The 22,456-nt window shown below is 60.5% G+C and carries 24 protein-coding genes; 13 read left to right on the top strand and 11 right to left on the bottom strand.

Features of this window, described 5'->3' with window-relative positions:
• Nucleotides 1-275 precede the first annotated feature (275 nt).
• From AYK65_RS32605 to AYK65_RS32610, 7 genes are all read right to left on the bottom strand, one after another.
• On the bottom strand, nucleotides 276-446 hold the full coding sequence (locus AYK65_RS32605) for a hypothetical protein (RefSeq protein WP_167549732.1): 171 nt from the start codon (nucleotides 444-446) through the stop codon (nucleotides 276-278).
• Entirely contained in the window at nucleotides 446-676 is a 231-nt protein-coding gene (locus AYK65_RS24565; protein WP_034885914.1) for a hypothetical protein, read from the bottom strand. The genes AYK65_RS32605 and AYK65_RS24565 overlap by 1 nt, the downstream gene beginning before the upstream one ends.
• A 180-nt stretch (nucleotides 677-856) precedes the next feature.
• Nucleotides 857-1,675, bottom strand: a complete 819-nt coding sequence (gene ku / locus AYK65_RS24570; protein WP_081161526.1) for a non-homologous end joining protein Ku — start codon at nucleotides 1,673-1,675, stop codon at nucleotides 857-859.
• A 12-nt stretch (nucleotides 1,676-1,687) separates the two neighbouring features.
• A complete protein-coding gene (gene ku, locus AYK65_RS24575) occupies nucleotides 1,688-2,602 on the bottom strand; it encodes a non-homologous end joining protein Ku (RefSeq protein ID WP_081161529.1) in 915 nt (304 codons plus the stop codon).
• A 105-nt stretch (nucleotides 2,603-2,707) separates the two neighbouring features.
• Nucleotides 2,708-4,474, bottom strand: a complete 1,767-nt coding sequence (ligD, locus tag AYK65_RS24580; protein ID WP_244560111.1) for a DNA ligase D — start codon at nucleotides 4,472-4,474, stop codon at nucleotides 2,708-2,710.
• 1,132 nt (nucleotides 4,475-5,606) lie between these two features.
• Nucleotides 5,607-6,347 carry a hypothetical protein gene (locus AYK65_RS24590; protein WP_081161539.1) on the bottom strand — a complete coding sequence of 247 codons (741 nt, stop codon included), beginning with the start codon at nucleotides 6,345-6,347 and terminating at the stop codon, nucleotides 5,607-5,609.
• Nucleotides 6,348-7,053: 706 nt separating this feature from the next.
• The gene (locus tag AYK65_RS32610) at nucleotides 7,054-7,413 is read right to left on the bottom strand and encodes a hypothetical protein (RefSeq protein WP_172402067.1); all 360 of its coding nucleotides are present in this window, start codon (nucleotides 7,411-7,413) and stop codon (nucleotides 7,054-7,056) included.
• A gap of 119 nt (nucleotides 7,414-7,532) precedes the next feature.
• On the opposite strand from AYK65_RS32610, the gene AYK65_RS32615 reads away from it, so the two are divergent.
• From AYK65_RS32615 to AYK65_RS24615, 4 genes are all read left to right on the top strand, one after another.
• On the top strand, nucleotides 7,533-7,877 hold the full coding sequence (locus AYK65_RS32615) for a hypothetical protein (RefSeq protein WP_167549683.1): 345 nt from the start codon (nucleotides 7,533-7,535) through the stop codon (nucleotides 7,875-7,877).
• Between the two features lie 561 nt (nucleotides 7,878-8,438).
• Nucleotides 8,439-9,836 carry an endo-1,3-1,4-beta-glycanase EglC gene (eglC, locus tag AYK65_RS24605; protein ID WP_026615198.1) on the top strand — a complete coding sequence of 466 codons (1,398 nt, stop codon included), beginning with the start codon at nucleotides 8,439-8,441 and terminating at the stop codon, nucleotides 9,834-9,836.
• Between the two features lie 371 nt (nucleotides 9,837-10,207).
• Complete coding sequence (locus AYK65_RS33330; RefSeq protein ID WP_244560106.1) at nucleotides 10,208-10,570, top strand: hypothetical protein; 363 nt, start codon at nucleotides 10,208-10,210, stop codon at nucleotides 10,568-10,570.
• A gap of 125 nt (nucleotides 10,571-10,695) precedes the next feature.
• On the top strand, nucleotides 10,696-11,694 hold the full coding sequence (locus tag AYK65_RS24615) for a YihY/virulence factor BrkB family protein (protein WP_081161545.1): 999 nt from the start codon (nucleotides 10,696-10,698) through the stop codon (nucleotides 11,692-11,694).
• 244 nt (nucleotides 11,695-11,938) lie between these two features.
• Here AYK65_RS24615 and AYK65_RS24620 read toward each other — a convergent pair whose 3' ends face one another.
• Both AYK65_RS24620 and AYK65_RS24625 read right to left on the bottom strand, forming a co-directional pair.
• Complete coding sequence (locus tag AYK65_RS24620) at nucleotides 11,939-12,121, bottom strand: DUF2934 domain-containing protein (protein ID WP_081161662.1); 183 nt, start codon at nucleotides 12,119-12,121, stop codon at nucleotides 11,939-11,941.
• 124 nt (nucleotides 12,122-12,245) lie between these two features.
• A complete protein-coding gene (locus AYK65_RS24625) occupies nucleotides 12,246-12,695 on the bottom strand; it encodes a hypothetical protein (protein ID WP_244560107.1) in 450 nt (149 codons plus the stop codon).
• Nucleotides 12,696-12,950: 255 nt separating this feature from the next.
• Here AYK65_RS24625 and AYK65_RS24630 point away from each other — a divergent pair, with 255 nt between their 5' ends.
• From AYK65_RS24630 to AYK65_RS24660, 7 genes are all read left to right on the top strand, one after another.
• Complete coding sequence (locus AYK65_RS24630; protein ID WP_081161551.1) at nucleotides 12,951-13,454, top strand: ferritin-like domain-containing protein; 504 nt, start codon at nucleotides 12,951-12,953, stop codon at nucleotides 13,452-13,454.
• Between the two features lie 29 nt (nucleotides 13,455-13,483).
• Entirely contained in the window at nucleotides 13,484-13,774 is a 291-nt protein-coding gene (locus AYK65_RS24635) for a hypothetical protein (RefSeq protein WP_046118711.1), read from the top strand.
• Nucleotides 13,775-13,890: 116 nt separating this feature from the next.
• A complete protein-coding gene (locus AYK65_RS24640) occupies nucleotides 13,891-14,190 on the top strand; it encodes a DUF982 domain-containing protein (protein ID WP_081161553.1) in 300 nt (99 codons plus the stop codon).
• Nucleotides 14,191-14,386: 196 nt separating this feature from the next.
• Nucleotides 14,387-14,878, top strand: coding sequence for a DUF4142 domain-containing protein (locus AYK65_RS24645; RefSeq protein ID WP_081161555.1), 492 nt, complete (start codon nucleotides 14,387-14,389; stop codon nucleotides 14,876-14,878).
• A 134-nt stretch (nucleotides 14,879-15,012) separates the two neighbouring features.
• A complete protein-coding gene (locus tag AYK65_RS24650) occupies nucleotides 15,013-15,426 on the top strand; it encodes a DUF6766 family protein (protein ID WP_081161558.1) in 414 nt (137 codons plus the stop codon).
• Between the two features lie 101 nt (nucleotides 15,427-15,527).
• Nucleotides 15,528-15,989: a hypothetical protein gene (locus AYK65_RS24655; protein WP_139793340.1), complete on the top strand. Its 462-nt coding sequence runs from the start codon at nucleotides 15,528-15,530 to the stop codon at nucleotides 15,987-15,989.
• 381 nt (nucleotides 15,990-16,370) lie between these two features.
• Nucleotides 16,371-17,135, top strand: coding sequence for a DUF2243 domain-containing protein (locus AYK65_RS24660; protein WP_244560108.1), 765 nt, complete (start codon nucleotides 16,371-16,373; stop codon nucleotides 17,133-17,135).
• A gap of 553 nt (nucleotides 17,136-17,688) precedes the next feature.
• Here the strand turns inward: AYK65_RS24660 and AYK65_RS24665 are convergent.
• Nucleotides 17,689-18,999: an NRAMP family divalent metal transporter gene (locus tag AYK65_RS24665; RefSeq protein WP_081161566.1), complete on the bottom strand. Its 1,311-nt coding sequence runs from the start codon at nucleotides 18,997-18,999 to the stop codon at nucleotides 17,689-17,691.
• Between the two features lie 915 nt (nucleotides 19,000-19,914).
• Here AYK65_RS24665 and ligD (AYK65_RS24670) point away from each other — a divergent pair.
• Entirely contained in the window at nucleotides 19,915-20,877 is a 963-nt protein-coding gene (gene ligD / locus AYK65_RS24670) for a non-homologous end-joining DNA ligase (RefSeq protein ID WP_476700518.1), read from the top strand.
• On the opposite strand, the gene AYK65_RS24675 is transcribed toward ligD (AYK65_RS24670), so the two are convergent.
• The gene (locus tag AYK65_RS24675; protein WP_026615187.1) at nucleotides 20,846-21,097 is read right to left on the bottom strand and encodes a hypothetical protein; all 252 of its coding nucleotides are present in this window, start codon (nucleotides 21,095-21,097) and stop codon (nucleotides 20,846-20,848) included. The genes ligD (AYK65_RS24670) and AYK65_RS24675 overlap by 32 nt on opposite strands.
• Before the next feature lie 350 nt (nucleotides 21,098-21,447).
• Here AYK65_RS24675 and AYK65_RS24685 point away from each other — a divergent pair, with 350 nt between their 5' ends.
• Nucleotides 21,448-22,344, top strand: coding sequence for a hypothetical protein (locus AYK65_RS24685; RefSeq protein ID WP_046118705.1), 897 nt, complete (start codon nucleotides 21,448-21,450; stop codon nucleotides 22,342-22,344).
• Nucleotides 22,345-22,456 lie beyond the last annotated feature (112 nt).

Here is a 22,456-nt window from a genome sequence, read left to right on the forward strand (position 1 = left end):
GCCGGCGCCGTCGCACCGTCGGCCGGCTGGCTCGAGAGGGCAATCCCTCCTTCGCGAGCATGGTGTTTCCGTAACTCAACTTGCAGCGGTCATAGAACTTGTTCGTCGTTCTCTTACAGCCGTTCGCCAAGGCAAGTTCCGTGAGCAACCCTGGCATGCTTCGCTCACCGATCCGCTCCAGCATCGCCTTTGCATCGTAAATTCTGCTGACGCCGCATTCGCATTCAATCCGGATCTTCTCACCGGCGAATTCAGAGAGCCACCAGGATCCCGATCTAGGCATGTCGTGGCTTCCATTCCGGGCGGTGCTCGAAGCAGAACCAGGTCGGCTCGGACTTGCCGACGGCAAAGCCGAAGCCGCCCCATTTCTCACAGCCGGGATGTTCGCAATAGTGCTCGTACAGTGCGGTGTCGTTGCGCCGATCGGCGCCACCTTCGTCGCTCATCATGAGCTCCTTGCCGTCTCTCTGTCGTGTGCCGGTTTCCAGCCACGGGTGAAACCCAGACTCATCGCTATTTCGGCGAGCGCGAGTTGTTCGCGGAGGTACTTGCAGTCGGCAAGGAGAGTGCGGATCGTCGCTTCGGCATCGCCGCCATGCCAAGCCAGTGCTGCGGCGACATCACCCAACCAGTCGTCGTACTTCTCGACGTCGGATCGATCCTCTACGGCAGGCATAGCTTTTCCTCCCCCGCAGACACGAGGTTGTGGCTGTTTAGGAAATTGTCAGATGGCGGCGCGAGCGCCGACGGAATGTTCCTATTATGTTCTCATTCTGGCGGGAGTCAATGCGCATTTGGGCTGCATTGGTCCTAGGAAATCCTAGGGTAGAGCCGGGGCGGGGAGGCGCACCAGCCTCTACGATTTCTTGCGGCCCGACTGCTTTTTCTCGAGACTCTCCTTGAGAGCCGACATGAGGTCGATGACATTGCCGGTGTAGGCCGGCTCGTCACCTTTGCCTATCGGCTTGGCGCCCTTCTTCGCCGACTTCCGCTTGCTCTCAATGATCTCCTTGAGCTTTTCCTGCACCGGGTCGCGCACCATGTTCGGATTCCACGGTTTGCTGCGCTCCTCGATCAGTGTCGTCACGAGGCTCATCAGTTTGGGATCGTTGTCGCCATCGCCGATTTCGTCGAAGTAGTGCTCCGGCTTCCTGACCTCGTCGCCATACCGCAGCGTCCAAACGACGATCCCCTTTCCGCATGGTTCCAGCATAACGGCGCGCTCTCGGCGGCCGATGACGAGCCTCGATATGCCGACGACCTTTTCGGCCTCCATTGCGTCCCGAATGACGCTGAACGCCTCGTGCCCGACTTCATCGGACGGCGTCAGGTAGTGCGGCTTCTCGAGCCAGACCCACTCGATCGTGTTACGCGGCACGAACATTTCAATGTCGATGGTCCTCGCACTTTCGAGGGCGACGCTCTCCAGTTCCTCATCCTCGATCACCAGGAAGTCGTTTTCGCCGCGCTCATAGCCCTTCGCTTCGTCTTCTTCCCTGACTTCCTTGCTAGTTTCCGCGTCGACATATCTGGAGACGACCCGATTGTTCGTCTTGCGGTTCAGGGTATGGAAGCGGACCTTTTCCGATTCGCTGGTCGCCGGCATCATTGATACGGGGCAGGTGACGAGCGAGAGCTTGAGGTAGCCTTTCCAGTATGGACGTGGGGGCGCCATCGTTCACCTCCCTTAGCTTGCCCGACGCCGCTCGGCGGGCGCGCTCTTGGCGGCCGTCTTTGTCTTCCCCTTTGCTGCCGTCGAGCGGGTTGCTTTTGCTCTGCCCTTGGCCGCGGCCTTGCCTTCACGCCTCTTCGACTCCGCTGCTGGCTTGAAGCCGGCGCTCTGGCGCAAGGCCTCAAGCAGCTCGTTGGGTTTCGACACCTTCGGAGGCGCGCGCTTCGGCAGGGTCTTGCCTTCAAGCTTGGCCTTGATCAATTCAGCGAGCGCGGCTTCGTAGCGGTCGTCGAATTCCTCGGCCGAGAAGGTTCCCTTCTTCATGCCGATGATATGCTTGGCGAGGTCGAGCATCTCGCCCTTGATCTTGATGTCGGGGATTTCCTTGAAAGCCCCCTTGGCGCTCCTGACCTCATAATCGAAGTTGAGGGTGGTGGCGATCAGCCCTTTGTCGTGCGTGCGGAGCAAGACGGTGCGCATTCGCCGGAAAAGGACCGTCTGGGCGATGGCGGCGACCTCCTTCTTGCGCATGCCGTCGCGCAGCAACGCATAGGCCTCCGTGCCCATCTTGTCGGGCGTCAGGTAATAGGGCCGGTCGAAATAGACCTTGTCGATGTCATCGCAGGAAATGAACGCCTGGACATGCAGGGTCTTGTCGCTCTCCGGCACCGCGGCGGCAACTTCCTCCGGCTCAAGCACGACGTATCTGTCGGTATCGATTTCGTAGCCCTTGACCTGGTCTTCCTTCTCCACCGGCTTGCCGGTAACGCCATCGACGAATTCGCGGCGGACTCGGTTTCCGGTCTTTCGGTTGACGGTGTGGAAGGAGATTCGTTCGGAGGTCGACGTGGCGGTGTAAAGCGCCACTGGTGCGGTCACCTCGCCGAACCGAATGTAGCCCTTCCATTGGGCGCGTGCCGCGACTGCCATTGTCTCGCTCCTGACCGCAACATGCGGGCTCGCGAGTCAACCGAATGGCTTTCTTATTTGTTCCGGCTCAAAAACAAATCTTTCCAGGGATTTTCGGGTTGAAGCTCACATTCCGCGACGTCGCTTTGGCGGACGGCTTATTGTGAATGCATCCGGTTTTATCTCACGCTCGATGTCTTTCCAGGTCACAGGTGCCGCGACGGGAAAGCCCGGACGAGCTCTTGGCGAATAGGTGCCGACTGCGGTGGTGCCGCGGCCATTCCTGAGGTAATCGAGGAAAAGCTTGCCCGGCCGGTGCGAAAGCTGGGCGGACGTGACATAGCGGTCGGGATCGCTGCTGGCGAACTGCTGCGCCAGCCGTTTGGCGTAGGCATGCACCGCATTGTGGGTCATCTTCTGCGTCAGCGGTGCCATCAGATGAAGGCCCTTGCCGCCGGTAAGCTTCGGCCAGGCCTTGAAGCCCTCGCTCGCGAGCAGGTCTCGCAGCCGAAAAGCAGCGTCGACGACGAACTCCCACTCGATGCCTTCGCCGGGATCCAGGTCGAATATCAGCGTGTCGGCGTGTTCGATATCATCGACCGTCGCCGCCCAGGGATGCAGTTCCACCGCGCCGATTTCGACAAGGCCCAACAATCCGGCGAGGTCGTCGACCCACAGCCGCACGCCTTCGCCGCCCTCGCGTTTCTCGATGCGCAATTGATGAACCTCCGGCGGGATCGGTGGCAGCGACCCCTTGTGGTAGAACGTGGTGCCATGGACGTGCCGCACGAGCTTTAGCGGACGGCCGCCGAGGAAATGGAGGGCGCGGTCGGCCACGCGCGTCCAATAGGCCGCAAGCTCCTCTTTCGAAGGCACAACCGCGTCCGGCAGCAACTGGAGTATGTTTTCGCGGGGAATCCGGCCGGAGCTCGGGGTGACGCTCGCTGCCTTTTTCGGAGTATCCGTGGAGACTCTCTGCAGGCCCTTGAAGACCGGCTCGCGCAGCAGGCCGTCATCGGTCACGCCGCCGTAGTCGACCTCAGCGCAGACCTGCGGTTCGACCCAGGTCGCCTTCGGCTTGTTGATCGGATGGGAGAGGGGGCTCTTGCCGATGATCAGCGGATCGAGCCGCTCCCGCACGGCGCGCGCCGCCGCAAGCGTGTAGCCTGTTTGAGCCTTGCCGGCATAGACGAGGCGGGCGCCCTCCCAACGCCCAAGATAGAGCGAGGCGATCCTGCGTGGATGCGCGCCGAGCTTTTCGACGAAGGCGATGATCGGAAACGCCGCGCGCTTCGTGCACTTCGTCTTTGTCCAGATCTCCTGCCGGCCCGACCGGTAGGGCGAGTCCTTGCGCTTGGAGACGACCCCTTCCAGGCCCATCCTGCAGGCGTGCTCGTAGACCTCGTCTCCTTCATGGATATCGAGATGGTCGACATAGACGATGGCGCCGGGGCGGTCGCCTATGAGCTCGCGCAGCACACGCTTGCGCTCGACCAGGGGCACGCGTCTGAGGTCGTATCCGTCCAAATAGAGCAGGTCGAACGCCTGGAACGTCAGGTGCGGCGATGAGGGTTTCGCAAGTTCTCGTCGAAGTGCTTGAAAATCGGGAAGCCCGGTCTTGCCGAAGACGGTGACCTCGCCGTCCATCACCAGATGGTGGTCGGTGAGCGCCTCCGCCGCCAGCGCGATTGGATTGAACTCCTTGGTCCAGTCGAGACCGGTTCGTGAGTAGACGATGGCCTTGCCGCCGTGCAGATGGAGTTGCGCGCGATAGCCATCGAACTTGATCTCATGCAGCCAGTCCGCCCCGTCCGGGGGTCTTTTCTTCAGCGTTGGATGACAGGGTTCGATGAAGTTCGGAAAGGCCGCTTTCTCTGCGCCGAGTTTGGCCAGCCGAAGCGCCTGGGGAGCTGACCCTCGCCCGGAGCGGCCTAGCGTCTGGCTTCGACTTTTGACGCGGAGGTTCAAGACATGCCTCCATTTTTCTGAACAGGTACTCAATCCGCGGCGCTGGGATTCGTTCCTAGGTAGGGCTTCGGTGGTTGCAGCCCACGCAAGCGCGGTCCGGAATCGTTACGTCGCGACAGGCTGGAGAGCGGAATTAGTTGGCCAAGGTGCTGCTTCTATTCTGAAATCGATTTTCAACGTCACCACCAACCGATCGCTTTGGGCCTGCCTGCGAGCGGCAGCAGTCGGCAAGCATCGGCAGTCCGGAGGTCGTCGAGCAACGCTTACGGTCGATTCAGGCCTTCGCATATTCCCGCGCCTCTGCGATCCGGCGTTAACCCTTCACGTACCCCGCCCCCCCGACGATCTTTCCATCGCGGACGCGCTTGATGTTGACGCCCCGGTTCCAGTCGTTTTCGCCTTCGCCCCAGCGAAGCTGCCAGCGATGATCCCGCGGTCCTCGCTTGCCTGCTTTGAAGTGCGTTGAGGAACTCTCTGCGTCGCCCTATCTCATGCGCGGAAGTTGGTTCCCCGATCGCTGCGCGGCATGGCTTTAATCGGCGATGCGCTGGCGTCGTGGCTCGCCCACGAGCAGCCGATGGCCCACGCGGGTCCGAGGTGCGCTGGTTTGGGGCGAGGGTGGAGAGGAGCGGCTAAAAGGAATTGCAGCGCCTACGGAGGAGAGCGCTGCCATCCGGTCGACTCCGAAAATCGGGGAGGGTGTGGAGCCGATCCGTCATAAGGAGAACATCGGCTCGGATAAGAGCGGTGACCCCAACGCACGACCCGTGGAATGGTTCCGAGAAGATCAAGCCAGCGCTCTGTTGGGGCTGCGCCTCGATATCGTTTGCGCCGACTCTATCTCGACAGTGTACGCGACTTCGAAGCGGTTCCCTTGGATAGAACAGGGCGAGTGAGCCCCAGCTAGCTGAAGAACACATCGCGATCGGAGCTGCAGCGGATCTGGCCAATCCATCTGCAGCTCTGTGTTGTTTGATGCGATCGCGCTTAGAAGGAATCCCGATGACCACTCCTCACTTCGACCAAGACCATCGTGATCAAGCCACGGGACCGCGATTTAGTCGGCAATATCCTCATCGGTCGTGATCGTGCCCGCTGCCCTCGCGTCGAGATAGTCGCGGATCTGGTCGATCTTGCCAACGGACGGGCCGACACCCAAGGTTTCCTTGACGTCCTCCAGCGTCTCGTCCGTCACTTCGCCGCCATTCGTGAAGCCTGCGATCGCTTCGCGCAGCGCCTCATCGCTGAGGGCCGGATCGGTCGGGATTGCGTCGGGACGGTTTTCCGCCTCGAACGTGGCGTAGGCCATGACATAGGCCGAGATCGCCGCCATGCGCGGGTCGTTCGAGTTCATGTAGGCATGAAAGTTCCTGCGGAGCGAGCTCAGCTTCGCGGCCCCGGCTTCCTCGGCCTTCGGCTTCGGCGTCGGGACGGCCGCCGTTTTCACCTTCACCGACTTCGCGGTCCCCTTGCCGGAGCTCTTGCCGTGCGTCGCCTTGTCGGACTTTTTGCCGTGCTGGAAGAGCCGGTCAAGGAAGCTCCGCGTGCCGCGTTGGGAAGCGTTCGATTTTCCTGACCTGGATTGAGCTTTGCCCTGGCCTGTGCCGTTGGCGTGGCTGCCTCCGCCGCCCTTGCCATGATTTCCACCGTTGCCGCCGCCATTGCCGCCACCGTTGCCACCACCGTTTCCGCCCTTGGCGAACGCCGCCTCCGGAACGCCGGTCGCCATGCCGGTCAGCGGCGCCCCCGCAAGAGCCAATGCGACGAGACCTCGTCCGATGATCTTGGAAATAGTCACGATTAGCGCCTCCTCAAAATCGCGCAGCCGTTTGGCTGAACCCAGCCCGTGTGGCTGCTTAAGAGCGTGAATAGCGCCGAGGGGTGGTAGCTTCCACCATGGTTGGACCAATGCGCGGGCTCATTGGACTTAGGTCCTATCGGGGCCGGCACCAAACGTCCAAACTTCGCCGGGCCAAGGGGTCGGATGCCGCTGGCGAGCAGGCCAGCCTAAGTACCCAGCGTGAGGTTTCCGACCCAGAGCGGTGCAGAAGGCGGCAATGCCACTTTGGGACCCTCGCACGTCCAGCGGCCGCAGGGGTGGGGTATTCATGGCCGTAGGCGCTCACCCGCCGCACTATGGATGGGGAGCAACGTTGCGCAAAGGTATTAAGACCTATGGCGCGCTCGATCGGACTAAAGTCTTATGTATTAGTATACCTTGGTCCCATGTAAAGGAGTATATTTCATTCTCTATAACCCGATCGTGCTAAAAGAAAAACCGTACAATCGTTAATCCGCTCGGCTTAGTTAATTCTAAGGTGTCACTTTTTTGAGTTAATTCGCCGTACTAAACTAACCGTGAGCGCAAAAAACTGAAGGTCGACAACTCAAACTGAAAACAACGCGATTAGATAGTCTCATTCGCGCTCAAGTGCCGTTGCGTTGTACAAGTTTCGGATCTAAGGGAGGTAGCAGTGGCTAAGCTCACACGCATTCTGACTCTGTCAACAGCAATTGCGCTTTTGGCGGCGTACTCCGTGCCCTTTGTTATCGACGTTGCGCAAGCGAGTTACGACGCCGGTGACGGCGACGGCGGCGGCGACGATGGTGACAGCGGCGGCGACGGCGACGGCGACGGCGATGGTGACGGCGACGGCGACGGCGATGGCGACGGCGACGGCGACGGCGATGGTGACGGCGACGGCGACGGCGGTGGCGGTGGCAAGCACCCGAATAACGGTTTCGGTAATGGCGGCGGTGACGGAGTTCCCGGAAAGTCCGGCAAGAGCGATGTAAACCGTTAACTCGCGCGATGCCCGGAGGGCGGCTGTCGCTTTGGCCTGCCGCCCTTCGGCATGAGCCACTCGTGCCTCGTGGCGCTACCCCCAACCCGGCCGATGCTCGAGGCAAAACCAGTTCGGCGCGCCTTTCCGACGGCGAAAGCGAAGGCGCCCCACTCCCTGCAGCCCGGGTGCTCGCGATAGTGGACATAGAGCGCCGTACCTGGCGCGGCCTGGCCGCGGCGCTGGCTTTGTCGCTCATCGGGATCGCCTTCCGCCCGACCACGCACCCGGATCGACATCTCGATTGCGAGGAAGCGATCGAGGGTATGTTTCAGGCCGTTGCAGCCACGGCGGAGACCGTCGGATGGACGCGGCACGAAACCGCTGCGACCCTCATCAGCCTCGCGGAAAATCATGCGTTGGCGATCGCAGTGAACGATGCGATTGCTGAGTTTGGTGCCGGCGTTTTTTTGAAGGCTCCCAAACTGTACCGGCCGCACGATGCAAAAAGACCCCGAGCCGGGAGGAGGCGTCGGGGTCCTTGAACTTGATCGGTTCTTGGGAGGAGGAGTGGAACCGATCGACGTCTTGCGCAGTGGGAGGAGATCCTGCGCGTTGACCGTTCAGAAGATAAACCATCCGCCATCGTTGAGTAGTACCCTGGGTTACAGGGCAGCATTGCGCAAGCGCAGAGGCCATGGAGAGGTGTCGCGCTTGCTGGCGGCAGCAATCCAGTAAAATGCTTGGGTTACGGTGTGCCTGCGCGGCAAGTATAAGGAGGCGGGCGATTCGTCGCCCCGGAGCGAAGGCCCGGCAGCCCCACAGCCCAACCCCGCCGGGCCTTCGATCGGTTCAACAGCCCCACGATCGCACTTTTGCAGCACGGGGGCGACTTCCCTTAGATCCTTGCGGGCAACTCACCTGAGACAGAGGGAACTTTTGCCGCCGTGCACGGTTGCATAGGCCCTGAACCTTGACCCGGAAACGTTGCATACGCCTCCGGTGGCGAGCTTCGCGCTCGGCAACATTTCCGGGATCAAGCATGCTGCCGTTACGCCGGCGCTGGGGCTTGCGGAGCCAATCGACCAATCACTGGAGACATTTCGATGAGCAGAAGCGTATTGAATGCCGTGGGGCAGCCGCTTTATTACAGCGGAACTTCGACAGCTTGGTTTTCCGCAACCGGCTCCGGGCCGACCCTCTACGGCACTCCCGGCAACGATTCCATGTATGGCGACAGTTCCGTCAACGTGACGATGATCGGCGGAAAGGGCGACGACATCTATTATCTTTATTCGTCGATCAACCGCGCCTACGAGGCGCCGAGCGAGGGCGTGGACACGATAAATACCTGGATGAGCTACACGCTGCCGGCGAATTTCGAGAATCTGACGGTTACGGGAAATGGCCGATATGCTTTCGGCAATAGCGCGGACAATATCATCAAGGGCGGCTCCGGCAGCCAGACCATCGACGGCCGCGCGGGCAACGACGTCCTGATCGGGGCAGGCGGGGCCGATACCTTCGTGTTTGCGCGCGGCAACGGCAGCGATTTGATCACCGATTTCAACTTCGACGACATTGTTCGCCTCGACGGCTATGGGTTCACTTCGTTCCAGCAGGTCCTTGCGAACTCGGCCCAGGAAGGGGTCAATCTCCGGCTTCATCTCGCCGACGGTGAAAGTCTGGTCTTCGCCAACACGACCGCCGACCAGTTGCAGGCGAGCCAATTCCGATTGACCCTCGATCGTTCCGCTTTCACCCAGACTTTCTCGGACGATTTCAACACCCTTCAGCTGCGCAGTGGCACGAGCGGTGTCTGGGATGCGAAATTCTGGTGGGCGCCTCAGAAGGGGGCAACACTAGCCGAAAACGGTGAGCTGCAATGGTATATCAATCCGAGCTATCAGCCGACCGCTTCGGCCAATCCGTTTTCGGTCAAGGACGGCGTGCTGACCATCACCGCCGCGCCGGCGTCGGAAGCTATCCAGGCTGAGATCAACGGCTACGACTACACCTCAGGGATGCTGACGACGCACTCGTCCTTCGCCCAGACCTACGGCTATTTCGAAATGCGGGCCGACATGCCCAACGATCAGGGTGTCTGGCCTGCCTTCTGGCTGCTCCCCGCCGACGGCTCCTGGCCGCCGGAGCTCGACGTCGTGGAAATGCGCGGGCAGGACACGAATACCGTCATCGCCTCGGTGCATTCCAACGAAACCGGCTCGCAGACCAGTATCATAAATTCCGTTAAGGTCGCCGATACGAACGGCTTTCATAAATACGGCGTGCTTTGGACGGAAGACGAGATCGTCTGGTACTTCGACGACGCCGCGATCGCGCGCGCGGATACGCCATCGGACATGCACGAGCCGATGTATATGCTCGCCAATCTCGCGGTCGGAGGCATCGCTGGCACGCCGAGCGACGGCCTCGTCGACGGATCGGAGATGAGGATCGATTATATCAAGGCCTATTCGCTCGACGCCGATTGGCAGATTTGAGATCGATCGCCGGCAGCGCTGAAGCTGCCCTGCCGGTTATGCCGTTCAAAGCCCAGCTTTGAGAACGAGATGAACCCCGGGCGAGTTGTCCGCCTCTCGACAGATCCGGCTGGTTTCCTTACAGGCGCCAACGGCTGTCCGGCTGGCGATCATCAGTGAAGGATGCATCTAAGATTGGATCCATTACACATCTGAACGACCGGCGCCGCTTCGCATAGCCTCCGACGAAGAGGTGCTTACAGCGGCTGGCGAGATAATCGCACACGGTACCGATGCTCCCGCAGCCTTCCAGGTCGAAGCATTGGTGCGTTCGGGCCTGCTTGCCAGATCCATTCCGAGTTTTGGCGCGCTACCGACTCGACGAGGCCCATGTGCCCGCGGATGCGGCGCTTGCTTTGCGTGAAGATGCGCTGCCCCTTTCGCAGTCACTGGGGACGATCCTGCATGCTTCAACCATCCTGGGTGAGAAACGCCAGCGCCTCGCCGCAGATCTGGCGCTCTGGCGGGGCGGCGTCCGTTCCGGCGACCGCCCTTGGGACGAGCGGATCGGCAAGCTCCAGGTGGATATCGAAGTGGCCGCGCTCATCGAGCGAGCTGCGACCGCGCTCGATTTGGCACAAGTCAACCCACGCCGGCTGGCGTGTCGGACGTGTGCCGCAGACGCCAAGGCACACATGGTTCAGCCGGAACAAGGCCGCAGCTGGCTCGTTAATCGTGGGTCGCTTCAAACTTAGACCTGACAGGCCCCACGACCACTGGAATACGACGCCAACGTCGACTTCTTACACTCGTCACACGTGCTCGCGACAGCCGACAACCCGCGCCCGCTTCCCGGACGCTTGCGCTCGCAGGTGCTAATATGGATCCTCACAATAGCAATAATAGAGAGGCAGAGACCGCTGCTCGAGGGGAAGCGGGGAGGGGCAGGAATGCCGCCAACCCGAATGACATTCCGACGCGCGGACTGCGAGACGTTTTCTGGCGAGTAGTTTCCCAGGTGAGCGAAGATCGGGTGACGCTCGTCGCAGCCGGCGTCACGTTCTACGTGCTGCTCGCCCTCTTTCCGGCGCTGACCTCGCTTGTATCGATCTACGGCCTGATTTCCGATCCGGGCGCGATTGCCGAGCAGATAAACTCCCTTGCTGTCGTGATACCGTCGGAATCGCTGCAGCTGGTGACGGACCAGTTGCGGGCGATCACCTCGCAAAAGAGCGCCAGCCTCAGCATCGGCTTCATTGGCGGCTTGGTCGTGACTCTCTGGAGTGCTCGTCAAGGGATAGCGGCTCTGATCGAGGCGATGAACATCGCCTATGACGAAGACGAAAGGCGTGGTTTCGTCCGGCTGACAATGCTGAGCCTTGGCTTTACCGTCGGCGGCCTCCTGGTCACGGCCGTGCTGATCGCGGCCATCGGGGTGCTCCCGGCCGCCCTTGCCTTTCTGTCACTCGACCGCTGGGTGGAAATCCTGGCCAAGCTCCTGCGCTGGCCAGTGCTGCTTCTGTTGATTGGCGCGGGCATGACTCTGCTGTACCGGTATGGACCCGACCGAGATCCGCCGAAGCTTAGGTGGCTCACCTGGGGTGCGGCGCTGAGTACACTTTGCTGGCTGCCGGCGTCCCTCTTGTTCTCGTTCTACATCGACAATTTTGCGAACTATAACGCTACGTACGGCGCGATGGGGACATTGATCGGCTTCATGCTTTGGATTTGGGTATCGACGATGATCATCATCGTTGGCGCGGAACTCAATGCGGAATTGGAGCGCCAGACGGCGCGGGACACCACAACCGGCCCCCCGAAGAAAATGGGTGAGCGCGACGCCTACGCGGCTGACACGATAGGCGAGACAAGCGATTGAGTGCCCACCGCGGACCGCTCAACTTGATCTGATGACCGGTATCCATTCATCAGCTCCGAATAGCCGCATCTGCACTGCGTGTGGTTGGCCAGCAACCGTGAGTCGGGATATCGGACCGCGCTTCAGCCGATTGCCCGAGTTGTCCGCGCGAGTGCGAGCAGATACGTTCCAGCCAGCAGCAGGCTTGCAAGACGCCTTGGACCGATCGCTGAGCGCGATGACAAGGCCGAACTGGCGCCCCAACCTAGTGCGGCGACCCTGCTTTCCGGCGGTTGCCTGTTGGCAGTTCGGCCTGCTCTTCGTCTTCAATTTCCTTGGTGGCCCTGTGCCAGTGGCCCTCGTGATTTCCATAAGTCCGGCCTTCGCGCTCCCAGATCTCATGGGCGCGCCGACGGATACGCTCTTCTAATTCCTCGAGAGTCATCATGGTAGCCTCCTCGGTCTCCCGCTGATCGGTGAAACCCGGCAAAGAGGAAGATGTTCCGGCTGGTCGAAGCAACTTGGGCCTTGAGTGATCGTCCCGCCGAGAGACTTTGCCGCGTTAGCGCAGCTTAGCCTCGTCGGATGCCCATTTCCCGGTCAGGGGATTGTCGCGCGAGGACGTCACGCGCCGGACCTCGGGTGAATATGTCGTTGCGAGAGAACTCCAGTTCGCGAAAACCAGCCGCGAGCGCTGTGCCCCACACGACGTGTGCGGCGAGCATCAGCAGATTGCGCGGCACGCGATGCTTTGTTGCGGGAGTAAGAATACCCGCGGCCGGGATCCATCCCAGGTAACTCGCGGCCCAAATCGCGAAGCCGTAACCTGCCCCCCCCAGCTTGTTTCGGACGAGTGGGTAGATCGCGCCGGAAAGACTCCCGTAGAGAAAGTGGGCCAAAACTGTCCGGCTCGTATGTGCTCTGTCGTTCGTCGAACCGCACACGCTTGCCAGGATTTCCGCAGGCGGAAGCGGATAGCGCTCGCCGGGGGGCAGCAGGGGGTATAGCCGGCGCATCGCCATTGTCATCGCCATTGTGGCGCAAAGGCCGGCGACTGCTCCAAAGATAATGCGCATCATAACTCTCGAGGATATGGAGTCGGCGCTCGATTCGCCATTCTAACAATCAGTTCATTCGGAAGTTCCTGTGCATCGGACGGCGTGCAACGGCTCACGTCCCGCTTCTGCTGCGGAGCCGACCTCATCATATACTACGGAACCTTTCCGGAAGCCTCAGGTTCTACGTTGAAGATAAGAACGAGACGAAAGGAAGGGACAATGGGCACACCGGCCGACCATCTGCATGCCTGGCTCAGGGATGCACACGCCATGGAAGAGCAGGCAATCACAATGCTCACCAGCCAGTCGGCAAGGCTGGAGAACTATCCTGAACTGAAAGCCCAGATCGACAAGCACCTTCAAGAAACCCGCGACCAGGTTGCGATGCTCGACCGTTGCCTCGAGCGCACCGGCGGTTCGTCCAACATCAAGGACATCACCGGCAAATTTGTAGCCTTCGGCCAGGGCTTAAGCGGGTTGTTCGTCAGTGACGAGGTCGTCAAGGGCTCGCTCGCCAGCTACACCTTCGAGCAGATGGAAATCGCCAGCTACAAGATCCTCATCGCCGCCGCAGAGTATGCCGGCGACCAGGAGACCAAACGCGTTTGCGAAGCGATCCTGCAGCAGGAGCTGGCTATGGCGCAATGGCTCGACGAACACGCTGCCACTATCACCCGGAAGTTTCTCGAACGCGATCAGCAAGGGATGACCGCCAAACACTAACGGAGCCGTTGGGCTCCTCGAAGAGCCGCATGGAAGGCGTTGTGCTCATAGTTGTCATGGCCCTGCCGCTGGAGGCGGCACTGGTTCTGCTGTGGTTCGGGCCCCTGCGAAGCGATCACGCCAGGCCGCCTCGACAATCCGGTTTTTGGGGCTTCACGCCGCAAATTTCCGTGCACGAAAGCCGCGTGGAGGAGGCCGAGCCGCATACTATGTATTCGCCTCCTGACACAAGGTCGAACGAAACAGCGGCAGCGTTGCAGTTCGGGAAACGTTTGCGGCTCTTCTATGTCATCCAGTCGCGGAAGTATTTTGGGCGATAAGCGCCACTTTCGCTTAGACACGCAGGTTACATTTTCAGACCATGCGAAATGCGACCCGGGAGACGGAACGACACGCTTGTCCGCCGGTTGGGTAGCAGGACATTTGGGAGGTGCCTATGAAGGAGATCCCATGGCGCATACCCCTCTCGGTAAAACTCCAAAACGGCATGCAACGACGCTTCTGCGGCCCGTATGACGCGCTCGACTTCCTCGAACACGAGTGGCCGAACCATGGAAGGCGTTTCCACCGCGCAGTCCAAGATTGCCGCGCGGCGTTATCGAGGCTTCAGACAGCCGAGGTGGCAAAGCTGTCTTTCATCGACGCCTGCATCGAGGCGTCCATGTCTTTCGCGGAGGCTCCTCGCGGTCACACGCCGGCTTTGACCAAGAGCGCTACTGTGCGTCGGCGCCATTGATGCATCTTCTGTGCAGTCGAGCGGAAAAGCGGCTGGCCGGCGGATACACGTTCTCTGCGGAAAGCGGATCTCGGAAAGCACCTGTTGGCGCAGGCGCAGCTCCAGTGAATTTAAAGGAGGATGTCGGATGTGGGGAACATCAGACCCTCCTCGAGGTTGGGAGCATTCTTCGCAAGCAACCCGCCCGGAGGTAACGATGCGAGTGATCAACATCGCCATCGCCGCTGCACTGATAGCCGGCGCATCACACGTCTACGCGCAACAGATGTCGTCGGAGGAGTTCGTAACCATGGCTGCGAGTTCCGACATGTTCGAGGTGCAATCCGGTCAACTCGCAGCCAAGAACAGCAAAGCGGCAAGTATTCAGCAATTCGCTGAAATGATGGTCGCCGATCATACCAAGGCAAGTCAGGAACTGAAGGCTGCCGCCGGCGAAGCAAAAGTCACTGTTCCGACGCAGATGATCGATAAGCACGCCACGCAATTGGGCAAGCTCCAGAACGCGCAAGGGGAGGCTTTCGACAAGGCGTACATCGAAGCCCAGGTCGCCGCCCACCAGGAGGCACTGAAGCTCATGCAAAGCTACGCTCAAAACGGCGACAGTGAGCCACTGAAAGCGCACGCGACAAAGGCATCTCCAATCGTTCAGCGTCACCTTGAACATGTCCAGAAGCTGGCTGGGCAATAAAGGAATGCCTTGCGCGAAGTTGCCAGGCCGCTTGGCGCGGCGGCATCGTTGGATTTGCCAGGCAAGTTCCATCGGTTTGCATCCACGTCCGACGTGCGCAGGGTTGGACGTGCAAAGCACAAAGGCGCCCTTCCATGATCGAACCAAAATCACAATCCATCTGGCGAGCCTCTAGCTATGTCTGGATCACATTCGCGTTTTTCATGTTGTCCATCGTCGGCCATTGGATATTCGGCTGGTTCTCGTATGTCGACGAGCAGAGCGCTCTTGGGCAGCCGGCAGACTCCGGCGGCTACATCATTGAGATGTCGCGCGACACGCTCGAAAATTGGCAGTCGGAGTTCCTGCAATTACTCTGGCAGGTTGGTGGCCTGGCGTTTCTTCTTTTCGTCGGATCTCCCCAAGCAAAGGAGGGTTCCGATCGAATAGAAGCGCAGTTGGACGAGCTTCTTAAGCTCGCGAATCGCAAAAAGGGCGCTGCCCTGATCAAAGAACTCGACGAACAATACGGTGGGAGACACACAGACGAGCCTCACCAGCACAAGTGAGCTATAGAGTCTGGCTTGAGACGAATTTGGCCCCTGCGGCTAGCCAGTATCGCGAGAGCGCCGGCTTCCCCCGCGATACGGCTGGTCGGCTCTACATCGAGTTGACCATGGTGCAGAGCTGCGCGATAGTCATGGCGCCGCCGGTAGCGGAGGTGCCCGCCGTCGAACCGGATGACGCCGATCCAGTATCGGTGCTTGCAGTGGTCTCACCCGAAACCTTGGGCGTGGTTCCAGCCGCCGAACCGCTTGCGTCGCCTGATGCCGCTCCCGCTGCGGATGCGGTCTGCATCGTGTTGCAATCCTGCTTGATCTGGTTCTGCTGCTCGGCCGTCAGCTTCGACCAGTTCGCCTTGATTTCATCCTGGCTGCGCAGGGTTGATCCCGATGCATCGGAGAAAAGGGCATTGCGTACCGGCTCTGGCCATTTCGACGTGGTGCTCGTTTCCGCTTCGTTCATCTGCATCATTCCTGGCGTACCGGAACTGCTCCCGGAAGGAGCAGTGGACGTCGTGCCGGATGCGGAGCCGGATGTACCACCGGATGTTGAACCGGAACTGCTTTGAGCGATAGCGCCGGATGCCATTGCAAGCGAAATGGCCGCGGCCAAAAGATAGTGGTATGTCATCTGCCTTGTCCTTCTTATGAGCGCGCACAACGCGCAGCGCTCCGAACCGGCCGGCTTCGGTAAGGTTCCGCTTTCGATCGATGGTCAGCGCAATATTTCACATACCTGTGAAAGTGACCCGTCCTTGGACGTGACAGGAGGAAAAATCTCTGAACCGCCGGGTGGAAATCGGAAGGGGTTCGGAACGTTCGCACCTTGGCTACGTTAGTGCTCTCACGTGACTGAGAGGTTCAAGCAGCGTCTTGAACCCCTACCACCCCAAAGCCGGTTGGCCGGATTCATGGAGGGATGAATTTTGTCCCATGCGGAGGGATCACGGTTGATCGGCTGCTTTGCCCTCGGCCTGGCAATTGGCGGCTTTTTCGACGGGATTTTCCTGCACCAGATCTTGCAATGGCATCACCTGCTCTCCGGCATAGAGAATCGTGCGGATGACCTTCGGTTCCAGGTCATGGCTGATGGATTATTTCACCTCGCCATGTATGTCCTGCTGCTCTGCGGTCTGGGGCTCCTGTGGAGGCCGCGCCGCAATTCGGATATTTCTCCACTCCCCACCGCAAACGCCATAGCCTCGACTTTCATGGGCTTCGGCGCTTGGCACCTGGTCGATGCCCTCCTTTCGCATTGGCTCCTTGACCTTCACCGCATCAAGATGGACAGCCCAAATCCGCTCTTCTGGGACCTGCTTTGGCTGGCCGTGTTCGGCATTGGGCCGCTGTTACTTGGCTGGCAACTCCTCAAAAGACCGCCACCAGGAGCAGGGTCGCGTCCAGCCGTTCTGTTATTCGGCCTGCCGGCAGTCGCCATCGGCGGGGCCGCGGCGAGCTTGCTTCCGGCAGCGCGAGGGGCGCCCCAAGCGGTTCTGTTCGGCGGAGACACCTCGGCGAGCGAAATCATGCAAGCGATCGCCGTTGCCAACGGCTCTGTCGTCTCGACAGATGCCAGCGGAACCTTGTGGGTCGTCAGATTTGAGTCTCCTCTGTTGGCTTACCAGCTCTATCGAAGCGGCGCGATCATGGTCGGAGGCGTTCCTGCAGCCGGTTGCCTGACCTACAGTGTGCCGGCCTCGGCACGGCGGGTTTGACGGGACGCCGGAACAGTTGGGGCGGCTGCCATGGGCAGCGACTGCAGGCGAGAGATCGAAAGCCTGCTAACCGAACGGCATGACGACCTGTCAAGTAGGAGGATCGTGCCCGCTCCTCGGGTCATTCGGTCCCCGCCATATCTGTTCAGCTTTCGACCGTGGCCGGTATTGTTCGGCCCGCAGAACCGGGAACTCTGCAAAAGGTTCGGTGTGTTTCCGAGAGCGTGCTGGGAGGAACAGAGCTTGAGCTTTTACCAGCCTTGTCTTCGGCCGCCGTCTCGCCAACCGCGAGCACGAGACAAGAAGATTGGTTGGATCGAAGCGGTACCGGCAATGGGATTGGACGGCCTGGGATCGTCCTCTTACGGACCCGAGGCCGCGCGGTTGGGTGCAGAAGCTCCTGCACATGAACAAAGCGGGCCCTCTCGCATGGGGTCTTGACATGAGAAGCGGAGAGAAAAGGAGACTATCTCCACGTAGGGCCCTGCACATCGTACTTGCACTCGATCTCCTGATCGTGGCTCTACATGTCTGGCGCGCTCTAGGAGCCCACTTATCCGAACGAGGCGACGATCATGCCAAGGACGGACGCCGCCATTGCTGCCGTGGCCGCCCATCCGAGCCAGCGCAGCCAGCCGACGATTGGGAACTTTCCCATGACGCTCTCTTTTGCGGTCATCAACATCATCACAGTCATTACCGGCACGGCCACGACGCCGTTTATCACGGCGCTCCAATAGAGCGCTTGGATTGGGTTGACGGGCGTGAAGAGAATGCCCATGCCTAGGATGCACGCCAGGCCCAATGTCGAATAGAATGCCTTGGCGTGTTTCGGCTTTCTGGATAGCCCGACGGGCCATTTGCGGGCCTCGCCGATCCCGTAGGCCGCGGCGCCTGCGAGCACCGGAACGGCCAGGAGACCGGTGCCAATAATCCCCATAGCAAAGAGGAAAAATGCGAAATCGCCAGCGATCGGCCGCAAGGCTTCCGCTGCCTGCGCCGAGGATCCGATATCGGTGATGCCTGATTTGTTGAGCGTTGCCGCCGTGGTCGCGATGATTGCCAGCGCGATGACGTTCGAGAAGGCCATTCCGATCAGAGTGTCGGCGCGGATGCGCCGGAGCGCTGCAGGAGCCTGCTTGGGGGCTTCAACCAGCGGCTGCCTGTCGTCATCGACTCGGTCGTCTTCGACTTCCTGCGAAGCTTGCCAGAAGAACAAGTAGGGTGAAATCGTCGTGCCCAAGATCGCAACGACGGTCGTGAAAAACTCCGCGTTCCAATGAACGGTTGGTATGAACACGCCGGCCGCAGCCTCGGCCCAGGGCATTTCGATCGCAAACACGGCCGCGACATAGGCAAAGAGGCTCAACGTCATCCACTTCAGGACCGAGACGTAACGGTCGTACTCGATGAATATGCTGGCGATCGCGCATATACTTCCGAACGCAATCACGTAGAATGTGATCGGCCCGCCGACCAACAGCTTCAAGGCGTCGGCCATCGCGCTGAGATTAGCCCCGATGTTGATCGTGTTGGCCGTGAACAGCAGCGTCACGACCGAGTAGAGCAGCCAAGCGGGGTAGTGCCGGCGCAGATTGCCGGCGATACCGTGACCGGTGGTGCGCCCGATCCTTGCGCAGATCTCCTGTATTGCCGACATCAGCGGATAGGTGAGCAGCATTGTCCAGCCAATGCCGAACCCGAGTTGAGCCCCGGCCTGGCTGTATGTCCCTATTCCCGATGGATCGTCGTCTGATGCCCCCGTGATGAAGCCGGGGCCGAGCGTGCGCAGGAACCGCTGGACTGCGCCGCGGGCTGGGCCTTGCCTTTGTTGCTCGTGGGACTCGGTTTCAGGTTCAGACACGATTGCTCAACCAGACCGTATAAACTGTAGCCCCGGTGGCCGCGGCAAGCGGCCCCAGGAGCACCAGCGCCGGCCGATATCCAAAATATGCTTGCAGGATTAGAACGAGATCAGTGGAAGCGAGGGAAATCGCGGCGAGTACGCCAACAACTGACCACTTCGACCGGATTGTCACAACAACTTCCACCTCGCGTATTCGAACATCTCTCCCGGCCGAGCGGCTACGCTCGTCGACCAAGGGTGCCGCGACAACGTGGTAAATCCGCAAAAGGTTCCGCCCATCCGCCGGATGGGGCCAACTGGCGCGGCAAGCGGCCGAGTCTGCCGATTGGTTCGAGAAAGTCGCGACGAAGACAACACTGACACCGCGCCCTAGGGTGCGGGGCATTCACCACGGGCGCAGATATACGCATTAAAAGGTGTTGCCCTGCATGGCGCAAGGCTCGATGCGGAAGCGTTGACGACGGTTTCTCTCCCTCTGCATTGCCGGGGCACGTCGCCCCTGCGCAGCAAGGGTTACACGACGTCCGTCGGGTGCCGGTCATGTTGGCGGGGTTCAGATCAATCCAGGGGATTTGGTTGCAGTCAGTATCCGTGGCTTGGCTTGCCTTCCGGGGGAACTGGGTGAGGGAGGTACTCTCAAGGGCAGGTTTAATCCAGGCGGAGGAGCAAAAAAAGGGACGCCGCGCTTCATCAAGGCTTGACGCACTGCATTGAAGGTGGGCTTTGCGAAAAGCGCATCGCACCCGATAATTCGCGCGAGCCGCGCCCTCAACGATTTCCTGCCTCAAGTTGGTGGATCGGCGTGGCTTCATTGCCGTGAGTATCAATGCGGCGCTTTTGGTCCCTGTGCGTTATAAGCGCATGGTCAAAGCACCCTCAAATAAACCTCCGAGCGCCGCGTCTCCTGATCCGATGCCGGCGCGCATTGAGCCGTGCCTTGCGCTGCTCGTCGACGAGCCGCCAAAGGGATCGGATTGGGTCTTCGAGGTGAAGCTGGACGGCTATCGGCTTGCGGTCCATGTCGAGCCGGGACGGGTGCGGGTTATTACGCGCGGCGGCTACGACTGGACCGAACGCTTTCCCACGATAGCAGACGGCGCCCGGCTGCTCGCCGTGGAGACGGCCATCCTCGACGGCGAGGCCGTCGTGCTCGACGAGAAGGGCAGATCCGATTTCGGCATGCTGCAGCGCGCCCTGGGGCGGCTGCCCTCACCGTATGAAGCGAGCGCCGTCATCTTCTACGTCTTCGATCTCCTTTATCTCGACGGCCGAGACTTGCGTGGGCTGCCGCTGCGCCATCGCCGTCGCTTGCTGAAGCCGCTCGTCGCCGGCTGCGAAGGCGCAATCCGCCTATCGGAGGAAGTTGAGGCGAACGGGGAGGAGTTCCTCCGCATAGCTTGCGCGCATGGCCTCGAAGGCATCATCGCCAAGCATCGTGAGAAGCCCTACCGCAGCGGCAGGGGCGATTCGTGGCAAAAGATAACGTGCACCCGCCGCGACAGCTTTTTGATCGTCGGCTACGAGCCTTCAGTCGTGCCTGGCGCGATCGGCTCGGCGCTGCTGGCGGCAAGGAAGGGTAACGAACTGGTCTACGTCGGCGACTGCGGGACGGGCTGGAGTCGTCAGGAGGCGGTCAAACGGCGAGCTGCTCGAAGGGATCGTGACAAAGTCGCCGGGGGTGAGCGTCAGGCGGAAAAACGCGATCTTCACCGAGCCGGTTCTGGTCGCGGACGTCGAGTATCGCACCTGGACCGACGGCGGGAAGCTGCGGCGTCCGTCGCTCAAGGGCATCAGGGAGCGGGCAGACGGGGTGCAGATATTCGACCTCTCAGCAGGGTGAACCTCACTTTTCCTGGTGAGCCGCAGTGCTGTTAGAGATGCCGGTAGTCTTAGCATCTGCCACTGAGGCCATGAGCTCATGAGCGTCCCGCAGTCCTGCCTGATAGAGACTGATCAGCCTCGCAGCGAGCCGTTCTGCTTCTTCGCTGCAGCGGGAGAGCTTTCGTTTGCGTAACTCAGCCTGAAAGACCGAATCGATCACGTCGAGATCGTAAGGACTGATTGGATTGGCGCGGAAGTTTATGTCGGAGTGCATGGCGCAGTCTCCACCATTTGGGGCGAAAGCGCGATGATCTTCCAGCCATCGGTGCCCGTGAAATGAGCCGATGATGAAGCATCATACGCCCGATCCAGGAGGAGCGCGAGCCCGTGTACGCTATCGGACGGAGACGCTGCGGCATGCGCCGTCTAAAGGGAACAGCGAGCAGGAGGATGACGCGATGTTGTTTGAGATCGCCATTGCGTCCTCGCAGGCGATGAGACTTATACCCGGCATTCGCTGGACCAGCCTTTGAGGGCTTCCACGCTATGGTGGGTTGTCCTGGAACAGTTTCGCCGGCCCTTGGTTGGGATGCAGCCGTGTGAGCATACGGGAGGAATAAAACGATGAGCGAACCTGTTGGCGTTCATCCCGACATCTCCGATCTTGCGGCGAACGCCGCCGTCAACAAGATCTCTTGGGGAGCGGTGTTTGCCGGCGTGGCACTTGCGCTTGCGGTACAGTTCTTGCTGAACCTTTTGGGAGTCGGCATAGGAGCCGCAGTGGTTGATCCGGCAGCGACCGACAACCCAGACCCGAGTACGTTCTCGATCGCCGGAGGTATCTGGTTCGTTGTCTCGGGAATAATCGCGGCCTTCGTCGGCGGATATGTTGCGAGCAGAGTTTCCGGCCGCCCAAGCAGAACGACTGGAAGCTACCACGGGCTGACCAGTTGGGCCGTGACGACGTTGGTCGTTCTTTACCTGCTAACGACCTCGGTGGGCGCGCTGGTCGGTGGCGCCTTCAGTGGCCTGAGTAGCATCCTCGGGGGCGTCGGCAGGACTGCCGCTACAGTAACTACTGCCGCGGCACCCGCAGTCGCCTCGGCCGTCGATCCGATAGCCGATATCGAACGGCAGGTCAGAAGCGCGACCGGCGGCAACGATCCGGCCGCTCTTCGCGATGCTGCTGTCGCTGCCGTACGTGCACTGGTGACCGCCGACGAAGCCAGCGCAGAGGAAGCCAGAAATCGCGCTGCTGACGCCCTCGCGAGGGCGCAAAATATTCCAGTGGACCAAGCACGCACACAGGTTCAGCAGTATGAAGAAACGTACAGAGCCACGGTGGACCGCGCCAAGCAGCAGGCGACCGAAGCCGCAGACGCGGCCGCTACTGCAGTTTCCAGCGGAGCACTTTTGGGATTCCTCTCACTCGTGATAGGCGCTGTCGCTGCCTGGTTCGGTGGTGCATCCGGAACGACACGCACCATAGCAACGACTGACCCAACTCGCCGGGTCGGCTAGGCAGTGCGGACGAGTGGCCATGTGCGTGAGCTCGCGAAGCGGACAGAAAAAAACCCCGCACGGGCGGGGCAAGTTGCGCATCCAGTTGCCTTCGTCGGATGCGGGGGAAAAT

Source organism: Ensifer aridi (assembly GCF_002078505.1).
In the GTDB taxonomy this organism is placed as follows: Bacteria; Pseudomonadota; Alphaproteobacteria; order Rhizobiales; family Rhizobiaceae; genus Sinorhizobium; species Sinorhizobium aridi.